This is a genomic window from Shewanella violacea DSS12 (assembly GCF_000091325.1).
GTDB classification, from domain to species: domain Bacteria; phylum Pseudomonadota; class Gammaproteobacteria; order Enterobacterales; family Shewanellaceae; genus Shewanella; species Shewanella violacea.
In genome coordinates, this window is record NC_014012.1 from 1,761,395 (window position 1) to 1,775,072 (window position 13,678).

Consider the following 13,678-nt stretch of genomic DNA (forward strand, 5'->3'; position numbering starts at 1 on the left):
TGCTAAATATATTCGGGCTTTTTACACTTAGTGCACGAAAACATCCCAAAAATAATACTACTAAAAAAGGGAAACTTGACAGTATGCGCCTCGAAGTATGTTGCATGGACCGGGTCGGTCTGGCCAAAGACATTTTGATGATTTTAGAAGGATACGGTATCAATCTTATTGCGATAGATGCCAGTAACCAAGGTTTCCTCTACCTCCAGTTCGCTGAAGTCAATTTTGATGTGCTCAGTGAGCTATTGCCCCTGATCAGAAAAGTGGAGGGGGTTCATGATGTCCGAACCGTGTCTTTTATGCCATCGGAGCAGGAGCATTACGCCTTAAAAACCTTGCTTAAGACATTGCCCGACTCAGTGTTTTCAATCGATGTGAAAGGTCGTGTGCGGATAGTTAATGAATCAGCACTCATGACAGTGGGCATGGCTGAACATGAGATCATAGATGAACCGCTCAATCATTGGGTTCAGGGGTTTAACTTTAGCCGTTGGCTCAGTGAGAGCTTAGTGCTGGCTCAGGCGACTCGAGTCAACATAGGGCAACATGAATATCTAGCCGAGATGCTGCCCATCTATCTGCCTGATGAGAGTGATAAGAGTATTCTTGCTGGTGCTGTCGTTTCGTTAAAATCACCTGCACGGGTGGGCAAACAGTTTAACGCATTACAGAGCCATACAGTGGGGTTTGAAAATGTGCTTGTGACCAGCGACAAGATGAAAGAGGTGCTGGTTCAGGCTCGTCGTATGGCTCAACTCGATGCGCCCTTGTTGATCACCGGGGAAACGGGAACGGGCAAAGAGCTGATGGCCAGAGCATGTCACGATGCCAGTATGCGCAGAGAGCATCCCTTTATCGCCATCAACTGTGCAGCTCTCCCTGACAGCGCTGCCGAAGAGGAGTTGTTTGGTTTTGTCAGTAACGGCATTGTGGTGAAGAGAGGCTTCTTCGAAGAGGGCAAGGGGGGCACTGTTTTTCTCGATGAGATTGCCGAGATGTCTAAATCGGCGCAGGTTAAGTTGTTGCGCCTACTCCAAGACGGAACGTTTAGACGATTAGGTGGCGACAATGAGGTGAGGGCCGATGTTAGGATCATCTGCTCGACTCAGAAGAATTTGGCTGAGTTGTGTCAGAGCGGTGAGTTTCGAGAAGATCTCTTTTATCGGATCCATGTGTTGAGTTTTCATATGCCATCATTGCGTGAGCGCAAGATAGATGTGATCCCACTTACCGAGATGTTCCTCGAGCACTATAGCCAACAGCTGTCCATTCCAATCAGACGTATTTCGGCCAAATGCCGGGAACACCTACTCAACTATGCGTGGCCGGGTAATGTCCGTCAGCTGAAGAATGCCATCTTCAGGGCCGTGTCTATGTGGGATGGCTCAGCCGAATTATCGGTGGATCATCTGAAATTACCTTCCTATGCGGAAGGATTCGGCTATTTTGACCATCAATTTGAGGGAAGCTTAGATCAGGCGATGAAACAGTTCGAATCCAGTCTGCTAAGGCGACTCTATCCGGCTTATCCAAGCACGCGTCAGCTGGCTAAGAAGCTAGGGGTTTCACACACTGCCATCGCCAATAAGCTCAGAGAGTATAAGATCAGCAAGCAAAAATAGAGGTAAAAGCTTATTACCAAGCAGTAACAAGTTTTTTATCATGATTGGGGGGGAAAGTGCCTATTTTAGCTGGAAATAGAAACTGTAATGATATCTTTACGGAATAGGGGCGTGTTGAGCCTCATGTGATTTAGGTCACGCTATTCCTATCTGGCTATGCTTAAGGTACTTATACAGTCATTATTACAATAGACATGATACTCAACTGAGTTAAGAACTTGGTTGGGTACAGATTTAGGATAGGAGCGGGTATGAAGTTAGCCAGTTATAACAATGGTCGTCGTGATGGCCAGTTGATGTTAGTGAGTAAAGATCTTTCTAAAACTGTGGCAGTGCCTGCCATTGCTCACACTATGCAGCAGCTAATTGATGCCTGGGAGCTGCTGCAACCACAACTGCAAGAGCTATATGAAGCGTTAAACGATGGACTGATCGATAATGCTGTCGCTTTCGATGAAGCCCAGTGCTTATCTCCTCTGCCCCGTGCTTTTCAATGGGCCGATGGCAGTGCTTATGTTAATCACGTCGAGCTGGTTCGTAAGGCTCGTGGCGCTGAGATGCCGGAGACATTCTGGACCAATCCTTTGGTCTATCAAGGCGGCTCTGATTGCTTTATCGCGCCTAAAGCCGATATTCCATTGGCGAGTGAAGAGTGGGGCATAGATTTTGAGTCCGAAATTGCCGTTATTACCGATGATGTACCCATGGGCGTGTCTGCTGATTCTGCTCAGAAGCACATCAAGCTGCTGATGTTAGTCAACGATGTGTCTCTGCGTAACTTGATCCCTGGCGAGCTGGCGAAGGGCTTCGGTTTCTTTCAGGCCAAGCCATCGAGTAGTTTCTCTCCTGTGGCGGTAACGCCAGATGAGCTTGGTGCTCGTTGGGAAGATTCGAAAGTGCATCTGCCACTGGTCACATATTTAAACAATGAGCTGTTCGGTCGGCCTAATGCTGGCGTCGACATGACATTCAACTTCAGCCAGTTGGTGTCACATGTTGCCATGACCAGACCTTTAGGCGCTGGTGCCATTATAGGTTCGGGTACCATCTCTAACTATGACCGCTCGGCAGGTTCTAGCTGTTTGGCCGAGACGCGCATGCTAGAAACCATTGCTCATGGTAAACCATCCACCTCTTTTATGAAGTTTGGCGATCGGGTGCGTATCGAGATGCTCGATGATAATGAGCAGACTATTTTCGGCTCAATCGATCAGCAAGTCGTCGAGTATAAAGGCTAATTTTAAAAATATGCGGTAGAAGGGGGCTAATTCAATTGGATTAGCCCCATTTTTTTAAATCTAGATTTTAAGCCCTGATTTTTAAGGATGTATGATGTTGAAACTATACGGATACTGGCGTTCGAGCGCCGCATATAGAGTCCGAATTGCCTTGAACCTTAAAGGACTCGATGCCGACTTGTTATCAGTGCACTTGGTGAAAGATGGCGGTGAGCAGCATAAGGCCGACTATGCAAAGCTAAATCCCCAGGAGTTAGTGCCGACCTTAGTCGATATAGATGACAGCGGCAATGAGTTGGTGTTGTCTCAATCAATGGCTATTCTCGAGTATCTGGAAGAGTGTTATCCACAGAGTGCTCTGCTTCCTAAAGACAGCCAATCTAAGGCACAAGTACGTTCTCTGGCATTATCTGTTGCTTGTGAAATTCACCCGCTCAACAATCTTAAGGTGCTGCAGTATTTGGCTGGCGAGCTTGGTATGACCGATGAAGCTAAATCTGGCTGGTATCATCACTGGATCCATGAGGGGTTTGGTGCATTGGAGCAACAACTCGAAAAGCATGCCGGACGTTTCTGCTTCGGTGATAGTGTGACGTTTGTGGATCTCTGTTTAATTCCACAGGTATATAACGCCCATCGCTTCAAGGTGGATTTGGCCCGCTATCCTCATATTTTACGTATCACTGAAAATTGTAATCAACTGGATGCATTTATCCAAGCCATGCCAGAGAATCAATTTGATGCCGTCTAACTTAGGCTAGCCTATTAGTGTGTAACATGATGAATTATTTAATCTAATTTATTTAAGAGTCAGATGGAACTGACTCTTAAATAAAATTATTAATTAGCGCTAGTCATCTCGAGTGAGTACTTCTAATAGTTCAATCTCGAAAGATAGAGCAGAATTAGCTGGGATCATTGAACCAATCTGACGCTCTCCATAGGCGAGATGAGCCGGGACAAAGAGCTTACGCTTACCGCCGACTTTCATCCCCATTAGGCCGATATCCCAGCCCTTGATCACTCGGCCCGTGCCTATCACACATTGAAATGCCTTACCCTTGTCGTAGGATGAGTCAAATTTAGTCCCATCTTGCAAAAAACCTTCATATTGGGTGGTGATCAAGGCGCCTTTGACCAGCTCTTTTCCGTCACCAATTTTTATGTCTGTTACTTGTAATTCACTATTCATCAGTTCGTCTCGGTTAATACCAATCGGTATAAGTACTTCATCCTGGCTATGTTACGGTGAGCTTATACCAATAGGTATTATCACGCCTATAAATTTAGACTAAGCATCACCTGTTTTTCATCAAGAAATCGACGAAGGCTCTGTCTGCCTGACTAATAGGGCGTTGTTTCTTCCAGGCAATATGCAGATCGAGAAATACCTGAGGCTGAAAGGGCTTCGCCAGAATGTCATCCTTGTCGTTGATCACCATCTCTAGCACGCTGGTGATAGCAAATCCTTGTGTGACTACCTGCTTAATGAGGTTTATAAGGTTAGTTTCGAAGGCAATATTGGCTTTGGCTCCCAATGATTTAGCTTGGGCTAATAGCCATTCCCGGTGAAAGTAGCCAGGTTTAAACATCACCAGATCATGTTCGAAGAAGGCCTCTAAGCTGATACTTTGCTGTTCTGCCAGGGGATGCTCAGGCCCTATGGCGACCACCATCTGCTCCCTTAGCAACAGGTGGCTTTCAAATTCAGGGCTAAGATCTTGGGCTGTGATGATGGCGATATCTACCTCTTCACGGGCAAGCATCTTGAGCGAGTCCCGGGTTCCACCTTCGAACAGAGACAGTTTTAAATCTGGATATTGATGGCGAAATGCCATCAGACGGGAGGGGAGGTAGAAGGAGCCAAGCATACCTGGCACGCCGATCCTGACCTCTCCCTTAGTCAAGTTTGCCATTGATTTGATGTGGGCCTCAGCTTGTTTCAGCTGCTTGATGATCAATAGGGCATGTTGGTGCAGTGCTTTACCTTCTGCGGTGAGACTGAGCTGTTTGTTACCTCCCTTTCCAGATCTTGCCCTGTTCACCAAAGTGACGCCTAAGGAGCTCTCAAGGCGTTTGATACTTTGGCTTAAGGCAGGCTGGGCCATATTCAGGCTCTGCGCCGCCTTAGTGAAGCTGGCTGTTTTAGCCAGGGCATCAAGGTGTTTAAGTTGACGTATATCCATAATAAAAATCAATGACTTTGATTGTTTTAATATATTATTGTCATGTTAACCTCGGTGCTAACCTATGTCTATGGAGTTCGATCATCGACAGGTATGGCCTATGTGTTTAACTGATAACAGCAATAATAAAAATAAAGAGATAAGGCTTATCTGGGGGTTGTCTATTGCCTCGGTTGTTGTCTATATCAATCTTTATTTAGTCCAAGGTATCTTGCCCTTGATTGCCGAGACGTTCGATGTCGATATCAGTCACTCGACCTTATTACTCTCGGTCACCAGCTTTGCCATGGCATTTTCACTGCTATTTTATGCTTGGTTATCCGACAGGGTCGGGCGTAAGCCGCCATTAATGATTAGCTTATATCTGCTGTTGTTGACCGATGTTCTGATGATTTTTGTGGCAGACTTTTCAGTTCTCGTATGCTTACGTTTGTTGCAGGGAGTCTTGATAGCGGCCGTTCCCGCTATTGCCATGGCCTACTTTAAGGACGAGCTGAGTCAAGCGTCAATGCTAAAGGCGGGGGGAGTTTATATCGCAGCGAATAGTATCGGTGGGATCTCAGGACGTCTAATAGGTGGCGCCCTGTCATTACACTTGCACTGGCAGCAGGTGATTATGGTTATTTTAGCTATCTCGATAGTCGGTGTGGTCATGGTGCATTATCTGCTGCCTAGGACTCAGTTCAAAAAACCAGACAGGCCCAGAGTGAGACAAAGGGTATTCAGAGCTAAAGATCTTAATGGCTTTCTGGTCCATCTGCGTGATGCCAAACTCAGGCAAATTTATCTGGTTGGCGGCCTGGCCTTTTTAGTCATGGTGAATCAATTCAGTTTCATTCAACTTCATCTTATGTCGGCGCCGTTTAGTTTGGGCCGTTTCGAGGTGACCCTTATTTTCCTCTGTTATCTGAGCGGTACCTGGGCGTCTTATCATTCCAGTCATTTGATTAAGCGTTTCGGACGCAGGACTCTGTTTCGATTATCTCTGTTGCTGATGTTTTTGGGGTCCTTGTTGACCTTGGTCGATACAGGCGTGTTTATCTGTTTAGGTTTCTTGGTGACTGCATTCGGATTTTTCCTTATCCACAGTGGCTGTAATGCCTGGGTAACCCACAGGGCAAAGTGTCACAGAGCCAAGGCTACATCGTTGTATTTATGTAGTTATTACCTGGGAGCCGCCTTGGGCGGACCCTTGTTGATGCCATTTTGGCATCATTGGGGGTGGGGAGGCGTGGTGCTAGGCTCAAGTTTGATCATGGCGCTCTTGAGCCTGGTTTTATTGAGATTAACTAACAACGAATCTATGACAGTGCCAGCTCATGCTAGCAGTAGCTGATTTGCCAAGTTCGTTATCGTGATGGCTCAACTTGCTTGCCTGCAAAGGGCCAAATTTTTGCCTTAAAGTGTCCATGGTAGAAAATAATCGCGGCAGTGAAGCTAATTGATGCACCCAAAAATAGCGCCCATCTAACATCAAACATGGATACCAGACCGCCTATCAAGGCTGCCAGCAAGTTACCTAAGCAGAAAATGGTCACTAGCATGCCCATCAACTTGCCTTGAGCCCGGTTCTCGTAGGAATGAGAAAGGTAAGAGGGGAGAAAGCCGTTGTAAATGGCGATACCGGCCCCCATTAAGGCAAATGTGATCAAATAGCCTTGATCGATAAAGAAGGGTAATGCGCCAAGAGCTGAGCCGAAAAGGATTATTCCTAATAGGCTTGCATGAGGATGATCTAGTCTTCTTTGTATGATGGGATTGATAAATACACTCGTTAAGATCATACATGTAGTTAGAAATACGGTTGCCCAACTGATATCGATAGGCTGATAGCCAAACTCTCTCACCAAGTGCAAGGGATAATACTCATAGTATAGATTGACGCCCATGGTCAAAAACAGATAGAGCAGGAAGAAGCGTCTCAGATCTGGTTGAGCTAGTAGAGAAAGACTTGATCCTGTCTCGGCATGTTTGTCGGGTTTATTTAAGCTCTTAGGTAGCAAGATATGACTCATTAGCGCACAGGTAAGGCACGCGAGTGCTGCTACCCAGAAAACCATATCTATGCCAGCCATAACCAGGTAGCCCCCAGCTAAGGGACCGAGTAGATACCCGCCATACCCCATAGAGCTTATAAGAGAAAAGCTACGCGTCTTGTCTATTATGGGATGAAGATCGGCTGCAATCGCACGGGCGATTGAGATATTGCCTTCACATAATCCAGTCAGTAAACGCGAGATGCAGAAGAGTAAAAAGTTTTCAGAAGCGGCGGAAAAAGCCGTTAAGCTATAGCCGAAGGCACTGCCTAACAGGGTTAGACTTAAGATTTTTTTACGGCCGTAATTATCAGATATTGCGCCAATAATGCTACTACCTATGATAATTCCCAGCGGGTAAATCCCTAATACTATGCCTAACAGCAATTCTGAAGGTAGATTTAAGAATTGAGTTAGCGGTGAGGTCCCTGCTGCAAACAGGGGAGCTAATATCGGATAGGGGAGTGCTATGCCGGCAACACTGATCAATGTCACCAGTAAAGTAACTGAGAGGATTCTATTTGCGCCTGCTTTCTCGTTATTTGAGCCTGAATTAATCCCTTGATGCTGGGTCTGCTTGTCCGTAAATTGACTCATTTCGATAGCTGCCTTGCTGATTTTGTTTACTATTACATCAAAAAAAGATTAAGTAAAGCAGTTGCTTTACTTAACTGGGGGGGGATTGTCAGGATTAGTTATTTTTGTGGATTAATTTGTTTCGAGATTGCATCACTCGGGAGTAGCTCAAGGTGACCATGCTCATCGAAATACCAGCCGGTAATGAAGCCCTTTTGTCTCATGGTTACGAGATTATGCATGACTTCCTTGGCTTCAACTAATGCAGAGGCTTCATCACAATTATGAGTTAGCTTAAGGTAAGCTGCTATGCTGCTCAGGGAGGCGGATTGACTGACATCTGCCATAGGATAGATCTCAATTTATGTTATATCTGAAGAATAGTTGAAGTCAGGCTGAATGGAGCTTTAAAGGCTTTTATATTGGTAAATGTTATAGCAACTCGCTGTGTTATTCGATAAATAGAGGTCGTTGAAATATGTTGAAACTTATGAGGGTCGGAAAGGCAATAATTAGATTGGTTTTTACGTGTTCTATTTTGGGGATAATTGTTGAGAAGGGCTGAAATGGTGGTCGATACTGGGCTCGAACCAGTGACCCCCTCCTTGTAAGGGAGGTGCTCTCCCAGCTGAGCTAATCGACCTGGGACTTTCATTTTTACTGTGTATTTTCTTAAAAACTTATTACTAAATAAGCGGTAAGAAAATGGTGGTCGATACTGGGCTCGAACCAGTGACCCCCTCCTTGTAAGGGAGGTGCTCTCCCAGCTGAGCTAATCGACCTGGGACTTTCATTTTTACTGTGTATTTTCTTAAAAACTTATTACTAAATAAGCGGTAAGAAAATGGTGGTCGATACTGGGCTCGAACCAGTGACCCCCTCCTTGTAAGGGAGGTGCTCTCCCAGCTGAGCTAATCGACCTGGGACTTTCATTTTTACTGTGTATTTTCTTAAAAACTTATTACTAAATAAGCGGTAAGAAAATGGTGGTCGATACTGGGCTCGAACCAGTGACCCCCTCCTTGTAAGGGAGGTGCTCTCCCAGCTGAGCTAATCGACCTGGGACTTTCATTTTTACTGTTTATTTTCTTAAAACTTATTACTAATATAAGCGGTAAGAAAATGGTGGTCGATACTGGGCTCGAACCAGTGACCCCCTCCTTGTAAGGGAGGTGCTCTCCCAGCTGAGCTAATCGACCTGGGACTTTCATTTTTACTGTGTATTTTCTTAAAGCTTATTACTAAATAAGCGGTAAGAAAATGGTGGTCGATACTGGGCTCGAACCAGTGACCCCCTCCTTGTAAGGGAGGTGCTCTCCCAGCTGAGCTAATCGACCTGGGATTTTCATTTTTACTGTTTATTTTCTTAAAACTTATTACTAAATAAGCGATAAGAAAATGGTGGTCGATACTGGGCTCGAACCAGTGACCCCCTCCTTGTAAGGGAGGTGCTCTCCCAGCTGAGCTAATCGACCTGGGACTTTCTATACTACACAGTTATTTCAATTAAAATTGAAATATGGTGGTCGATACTGGGCTCGAACCAGTGACCCCCTCCTTGTAAGGGAGGTGCTCTCCCAGCTGAGCTAATCGACCTCGCTGTGTGGGGCCGTATTATAGGGGGGAACGGTTTAGTGTCAACGGTTTTTTAGATAAAAACGCTTATGCGGTGTTATTTTGCACGGCCTGATGCATTGTTATCCAAGACGAGCTTATTATGTAGATAAATCATTCAAATAACCAGCGGTTAGCTTCTTGCTAGTTTGGGAGGGAAGGAGTAAATACATATACTTCATTCCGTAGAATGTGATCAAGATTAACTCGCTGCTTGGATGTTGGCCTAGATAATGATGATTTGAATTTTTATCGAGTCGAGTGTTCTCATCTCTATATAGGAGAATATAAAAGCTATTCCCCTATATAGACATCTAACCTAGAAGTGTAATGAAACACTCGGACAAAATAATACCCAGAGGCAAGTGAACGAAATAATCTAGGTAAGTAATAAGCTTCTTAGCTGTTGGTAATTTCTCGAGGCTGTTAGAATATGCGCCACATTCATTGGTACAGTCTAGAATTTAGGCTTTTCTATATAGGTTAGTGTCCATTATGACAACTAAGACGCGTTTTGCTCCAAGTCCTACCGGTTTTTTACATGTTGGTGGTGCTCGTACTGCTCTTTATTCATGGCTATATGCTCGTGCCAATAGTGGTGAGTTCGTTCTTCGTATTGAAGATACCGATATTGAACGTTCTACACCGGAAGCATGCCAGGCAATTCTTGATGGAATGGAGTGGTTAGGGCTTAATTGGGAGCAGGGGCCTTTTTACCAGACAAAACGTTTTGATCGATATAATGAGATCATTGCTCAAATGTTAGAAAAGGGCAGTGCTTACAAATGTTACTGTTCACGTGACCGTATCGAGAAGATGCGTGAAGAACAGGCTGAGAAAGGCTTGAGTCAAAAGTATGATGCTTGTTGTCGTGATCTTGCTCCTCGCAATACGGATGAGCCTTTTGTTATCCGATTTAAAAACCCGACAGAGGGAACGGTAGTTTTTGACGATCATGTTCGTGGTCGAATTGAAATCGCCAATGCTGAGCTCGATGATCTTATCATTGCACGTACAGAAGGTACGCCTACTTATAACTTCTGTGTCGTAGTAGATGATTGGGATATGGGGATCACTTGTGTAGTACGAGGTGAAGACCATATTAATAACACTCCTCGTCAAATCAATATTCTTAAAGCGTTAGGTGCTCCAATTCCTGAATATGCACACGTTGCTATGATTCTAGGTGATGATGGTGCCAAGCTTTCTAAGCGCCATGGTGCAGTTGGTGTAATGCAGTATCGTGATGATGGCTTCTTGCCTGAAGCGCTGCTTAACTATCTAGTGCGTTTAGGCTGGTCACATGGCGATCAAGAGATCTTCTCTATAGAAGAGATGAAGCAACTCTTTAAGTTAGAAGATATCAATAAAGCCGCTTCAGCATTTAATACCGATAAATTGATTTGGTTGAATCAACACTACATCAAAAATCTTGATCCTGTTGATGTCGCCAAGCAATTAGAGTGGCATATGACAGATCAAAATATCGATACCAGTAATGGCCCTGCCTTACCCGATGTCGTGACGGCTTTGTCTGAACGTGCCAAGACATTGAAGGAGATGGCTGCATCGAGTCGTTACTTCTTTGAAGATTTTGCCGAGTTTGATGCGACAGCAGCTAAGAAGCACCTTAGAGGTGTTGCTATGGAGCCATTACAACTGGTTCAAAAGAAGTTGGCTGAGCTAAATGAGTGGACTTTAGAAGGTATTCATCAAGCAATTGAAGATACAGCTAGTGAATTAGAGGTAGGAATGGGCAAAGTAGGTATGCCTTTACGTGTCGCGGTTACAGGAGCGGGCATGTCACCTGCTGTTGATTTGACCTTATTCTTAGTTGGAAAGGCCCGTTGCGAACAAAGAATCTCCAAAGCGATTGAATTTGTAGCAAATAGAATAAATTCCTAAAAAACGAGTTGACACTTTTGGGTGCGCTGCATAGAATGCGCCACGCACTTGAGACACAATGAAGCAAAAGCTTAGTAGCGACTCAAAAGTGTAATGTTAAACGTTAGTGAGGGGCCTTAGCTCAGCTGGGAGAGCGCAACACTGGCAGTGTTGAGGTCAGCGGTTCGATCCCGCTAGGCTCCACCATCTAACGAACACTCTTCTTAATAGAGTCTAAACAATAAGAGCCTACCCCAGAGTCTAGTGGGAGTGAGTAGGTAAGGTATGTATCCTTAGCCTTTGGATTCAAACTTATAGGCAACTCTTTGTTTGTAGAGTTTAAACAATGAATGTCCGGGTCCCCATTGTCTAGAGGGAACAAGACTAGGACACCGCGTTCTTGTTTGTTAAAGAGTACGGCGCTCTCTTAATTGAGAGTGGGGTTCGAATCCATAGCCTTCGGATTTGAGCTAATAGACAACTCTTTATTTGTAGAGTTTATAAAGAATGAATGTCCAGGGTCCCCATCGTCTAGAGGCCTAGGACACCGCCCTTTCACGGCGGTAACAGGGGTTCGAATCCCCTTGGGGATACCAAATTTATTTTTAACTGATAAATGTTTCGGTTAAATGTGAAAGATTTACTCTCTAACGAGCCAGTGAATCGCAATGTAACGCTTTAACTCACGCCTTTGAGTTCTAGCCTATAAGCTCTTTAGTTTTATAGAGTCTAAACAATAAAAGTCCAGGGTCCCCATCGTCTAGAGGCCTAGGACACCGCCCTTTCACGGCGGTAACAGGGGTTCGAATCCCCTTGGGGATACCAAATTTATTTTTAACTGATAAATATTTCGGTTAAATGTGAAAGATTCACTCTCTAACGAGCCAGTAAATCGCAATGTACCGCTTTAACTCACGCCTTTGAGTTCTAGCCTATAAGCTCTTTAATTTTATAGAGTCTAAACAATAAAAGTCCGGGTCCCCATCGTCTAGAGGGAGTAAGACTAGGACACCGCGCAGTGGTTTCTTATAGAAAGTACGGCGGTAACAGAGGTTCGAATCCATAGCCTTCGGAATTGAACTTATAGACAACTCTTTATTTGTAGAGTTTAAAGAATGAATGTCCAGGGTCCCCATCGTCTAGAGGCCTAGGACACCGCCCTTTCACGGCGGTAACAGGGGTTCGAATCCCCTTGGGGATACCAAATTTATTTTTAACTGATGTTTATTCGGTTAAATGTGAAAGATTCACTCTCTAACGAGCCAGTGAGTCGCAATGTACCGCTTTAACTCACGCCTTTGAGTTCTAGCCTATAAGCTCTTTAGTTTTATAGAGTCTAAACAATAAAAGTCCAGGGTCCCCATCGTCTAGAGGCCTAGGACACCGCCCTTTCACGGCGGTAACAGGGGTTCGAATCCCCTTGGGGATACCAAATTTATTTTTAACTGATAAATATTTCGGTTAAATGTGAAAGATTCACTCTCTAACGAGCCAGTGAGTCGCAATGTACCGCTTTAACTCTCGCCTTTGAGTTCTAGCCTATAAGCTCTTTAATTTTATAGAGTCTAAACAATAAAAGTCCAGGGTCCCCATCGTCTAGAGGGAGTAAGACTAGGACACCGCGCAGTGGTTTCTTATAGGAAGTACGGCGGTAACAGAGGTTCGAATCCATAGCCTTCGGAATTGAACTTATAGACAACTCTTTATTTGTAGAGTTTAAAGAATGAATGTCCAGGGTCCCCATCGTCTAGAGGCCTAGGACACCGCCCTTTCACGGCGGTAACAGGGGTTCGAATCCCCTTGGGGATACCAATTTTTCTTGTTTTTTTGACTTGTTGTCACGAATTCTTGAAAAGAACCCAGTTTGGGTTAAATGTACCGCTTTAACTCACGCCTTTGAGTTCTAGCCTATAAGCTCTTTAATTTTATAGAGTCTAAACAATAAAAGTCCAGGGTCCCCATCGTCTAGAGGCCTAGGACACCGCCCTTTCACGGCGGTAACAGGGGTTCGAATCCCCTTGGGGATACCAAATTTATTTTTAACTGATAAATATTTCGGTTAAATGTGAAAGATTCACTCTCTAACGAGCCAGTGAGTCGCAATGTACCGCTTTAACTCACGCCTTTGAGTTCTAGCCTATAAGCTCTTTAATTTTATAGAGTCTAAACAATAAAAGTCCGGGTCCCCATCGTCTAGAGGCCTAGGACACCGCCCTTTCACGGCGGTAACAGGGGTTCGAATCCCCTTGGGGATACCAAATTTATTTTTAATTGATAAATATTTCGGTTAAATGTGAAAGATTCGCTCTCTAACGAGCCAGTAAATCGCAATGTACCGCTTTAACTCACGCCTTTGAGTTCTAGCCTATAAGCTCTTTAATTTTATAGAGTCTAAACAATAAAAGTCCGGGTCCCCATCGTCTAGAGGCCTAGGACACCGCCCTTTCACGGCGGTAACAGGGGTTCGAATCCCCTTGGGGATACCAATTTTTCAAAGTTTCATGCTTATATTCCAGTGCATG

General features: G+C 44.7%; 9 protein-coding genes and 17 tRNA genes. 14 read left to right on the top strand and 12 right to left on the bottom strand.

The annotated features are described in order from the left end of the window. Positions 1-83 precede the first annotated feature (83 nt). The 3 genes from tyrR to maiA all read left to right on the top strand — a co-directional run bounded on the left by tyrR (position 84) and on the right by maiA (position 3,611). Positions 84-1,622, top strand: a complete 1,539-nt coding sequence (gene tyrR / locus SVI_RS07135) for a transcriptional regulator TyrR (protein ID WP_013050813.1) — start codon at positions 84-86, stop codon at positions 1,620-1,622. Positions 1,623-1,873: 251 nt separating this feature from the next. Then, on the top strand, positions 1,874-2,860 hold the full coding sequence (locus SVI_RS07140) for a fumarylacetoacetate hydrolase family protein (RefSeq protein WP_013050814.1): 987 nt from the start codon (positions 1,874-1,876) through the stop codon (positions 2,858-2,860). A 97-nt stretch (positions 2,861-2,957) separates the two neighbouring features. Further along, positions 2,958-3,611, top strand: a complete 654-nt coding sequence (maiA, locus tag SVI_RS07145; protein ID WP_041420256.1) for a maleylacetoacetate isomerase — start codon at positions 2,958-2,960, stop codon at positions 3,609-3,611. A gap of 99 nt (positions 3,612-3,710) precedes the next feature. On the opposite strand, the gene SVI_RS07150 is transcribed toward maiA, so the two are convergent. Beyond that, a complete protein-coding gene (locus SVI_RS07150) occupies positions 3,711-4,052 on the bottom strand; it encodes an FKBP-type peptidyl-prolyl cis-trans isomerase (protein WP_013050816.1) in 342 nt (113 codons plus the stop codon). 106 nt (positions 4,053-4,158) lie between these two features. Continuing rightward, positions 4,159-5,046, bottom strand: a complete 888-nt coding sequence (locus tag SVI_RS07155) for a LysR family transcriptional regulator (RefSeq protein ID WP_041419767.1) — start codon at positions 5,044-5,046, stop codon at positions 4,159-4,161. 100 nt (positions 5,047-5,146) lie between these two features. On the opposite strand from SVI_RS07155, the gene SVI_RS07160 reads away from it, so the two are divergent. Continuing rightward, the gene (locus SVI_RS07160; RefSeq protein ID WP_013050818.1) at positions 5,147-6,382 is read left to right on the top strand and encodes an MFS transporter; all 1,236 of its coding nucleotides are present in this window, start codon (positions 5,147-5,149) and stop codon (positions 6,380-6,382) included. 13 nt (positions 6,383-6,395) lie between these two features. Here the strand turns inward: SVI_RS07160 and SVI_RS07165 are convergent, their stop codons facing one another. From SVI_RS07165 to SVI_RS07210, 10 genes are all read right to left on the bottom strand, one after another. Next, positions 6,396-7,679 (bottom strand): MFS transporter, encoded by a 1,284-nt coding sequence (locus SVI_RS07165; RefSeq protein WP_013050819.1) that lies wholly within the window; start codon positions 7,677-7,679, stop codon positions 6,396-6,398. A 98-nt stretch (positions 7,680-7,777) separates the two neighbouring features. Beyond that, positions 7,778-8,005 (bottom strand): hypothetical protein, encoded by a 228-nt coding sequence (locus SVI_RS07170; protein WP_013050820.1) that lies wholly within the window; start codon positions 8,003-8,005, stop codon positions 7,778-7,780. A 220-nt stretch (positions 8,006-8,225) separates the two neighbouring features. After that, positions 8,226-8,301 (bottom strand) — tRNA-Val (locus tag SVI_RS07175). 63 nt (positions 8,302-8,364) lie between these two features. Next, positions 8,365-8,440: transfer RNA gene (locus SVI_RS07180), tRNA-Val, on the bottom strand. Between the two features lie 63 nt (positions 8,441-8,503). Next, a tRNA-Val gene (locus tag SVI_RS07185) sits at positions 8,504-8,579 on the bottom strand. Positions 8,580-8,642: 63 nt separating this feature from the next. Continuing rightward, positions 8,643-8,718, bottom strand: a tRNA-Val gene (locus SVI_RS07190). Positions 8,719-8,781: 63 nt separating this feature from the next. Further along, a tRNA-Val gene (locus tag SVI_RS07195) sits at positions 8,782-8,857 on the bottom strand. Positions 8,858-8,919: 62 nt separating this feature from the next. After that, positions 8,920-8,995, bottom strand: a tRNA-Val gene (locus SVI_RS07200). Between the two features lie 62 nt (positions 8,996-9,057). Then, positions 9,058-9,133, bottom strand: a tRNA-Val gene (locus tag SVI_RS07205). A gap of 45 nt (positions 9,134-9,178) precedes the next feature. Further along, positions 9,179-9,254: transfer RNA gene (locus SVI_RS07210), tRNA-Val, on the bottom strand. A gap of 513 nt (positions 9,255-9,767) precedes the next feature. On the opposite strand from SVI_RS07210, the gene gltX reads away from it, so the two are divergent. The 10 genes from gltX (at position 9,768) to SVI_RS07260 (ending at position 13,642) form a co-directional block, all read left to right on the top strand. After that, the gene (gene gltX, locus SVI_RS07215; protein ID WP_041419768.1) at positions 9,768-11,177 is read left to right on the top strand and encodes a glutamate--tRNA ligase; all 1,410 of its coding nucleotides are present in this window, start codon (positions 9,768-9,770) and stop codon (positions 11,175-11,177) included. A 110-nt stretch (positions 11,178-11,287) separates the two neighbouring features. Continuing rightward, a tRNA-Ala gene (locus SVI_RS07220) sits at positions 11,288-11,363 on the top strand. Between the two features lie 313 nt (positions 11,364-11,676). After that, positions 11,677-11,752: transfer RNA gene (locus SVI_RS07225), tRNA-Glu, on the top strand. A 153-nt stretch (positions 11,753-11,905) separates the two neighbouring features. After that, a tRNA-Glu gene (locus SVI_RS07230) sits at positions 11,906-11,981 on the top strand. A gap of 303 nt (positions 11,982-12,284) precedes the next feature. Then, a tRNA-Glu gene (locus tag SVI_RS07235) sits at positions 12,285-12,360 on the top strand. 152 nt (positions 12,361-12,512) lie between these two features. After that, positions 12,513-12,588 (top strand) — tRNA-Glu (locus SVI_RS07240). A 304-nt stretch (positions 12,589-12,892) separates the two neighbouring features. Beyond that, a tRNA-Glu gene (locus tag SVI_RS07245) sits at positions 12,893-12,968 on the top strand. A 142-nt stretch (positions 12,969-13,110) separates the two neighbouring features. Next, a tRNA-Glu gene (locus SVI_RS07250) sits at positions 13,111-13,186 on the top strand. A 152-nt stretch (positions 13,187-13,338) separates the two neighbouring features. Then, positions 13,339-13,414: transfer RNA gene (locus tag SVI_RS07255), tRNA-Glu, on the top strand. A gap of 152 nt (positions 13,415-13,566) precedes the next feature. Next, positions 13,567-13,642, top strand: a tRNA-Glu gene (locus SVI_RS07260). Positions 13,643-13,678: the final 36 nt, after the last annotated feature.

Excerpts from the sequence above, each read along its gene's own strand:
- gltX (WP_041419768.1), top strand. The coding sequence starts at position 9,768 with ATGACAACTAAGACGCGTTTTGCTCCAAGTCCTACCGGTTTTTTACAT.
- SVI_RS07150 (WP_013050816.1), bottom strand. The coding sequence starts at position 4,052 with ATGAATAGTGAATTACAAGTAACAGACATAAAAATTGGTGACGGAAAA.
- SVI_RS07165 (WP_013050819.1), bottom strand. The coding sequence starts at position 7,679 with ATGAGTCAATTTACGGACAAGCAGACCCAGCATCAAGGGATTAATTCA.
- SVI_RS07155 (WP_041419767.1), bottom strand. The coding sequence starts at position 5,046 with ATGGATATACGTCAACTTAAACACCTTGATGCCCTGGCTAAAACAGCC.
- SVI_RS07140 (WP_013050814.1), top strand. The coding sequence starts at position 1,874 with ATGAAGTTAGCCAGTTATAACAATGGTCGTCGTGATGGCCAGTTGATG.
- tyrR (WP_013050813.1), top strand. The coding sequence starts at position 84 with ATGCGCCTCGAAGTATGTTGCATGGACCGGGTCGGTCTGGCCAAAGAC.
- SVI_RS07170 (WP_013050820.1), bottom strand. The coding sequence starts at position 8,005 with ATGGCAGATGTCAGTCAATCCGCCTCCCTGAGCAGCATAGCAGCTTAC.
- SVI_RS07160 (WP_013050818.1), top strand. The coding sequence starts at position 5,147 with ATGTGTTTAACTGATAACAGCAATAATAAAAATAAAGAGATAAGGCTT.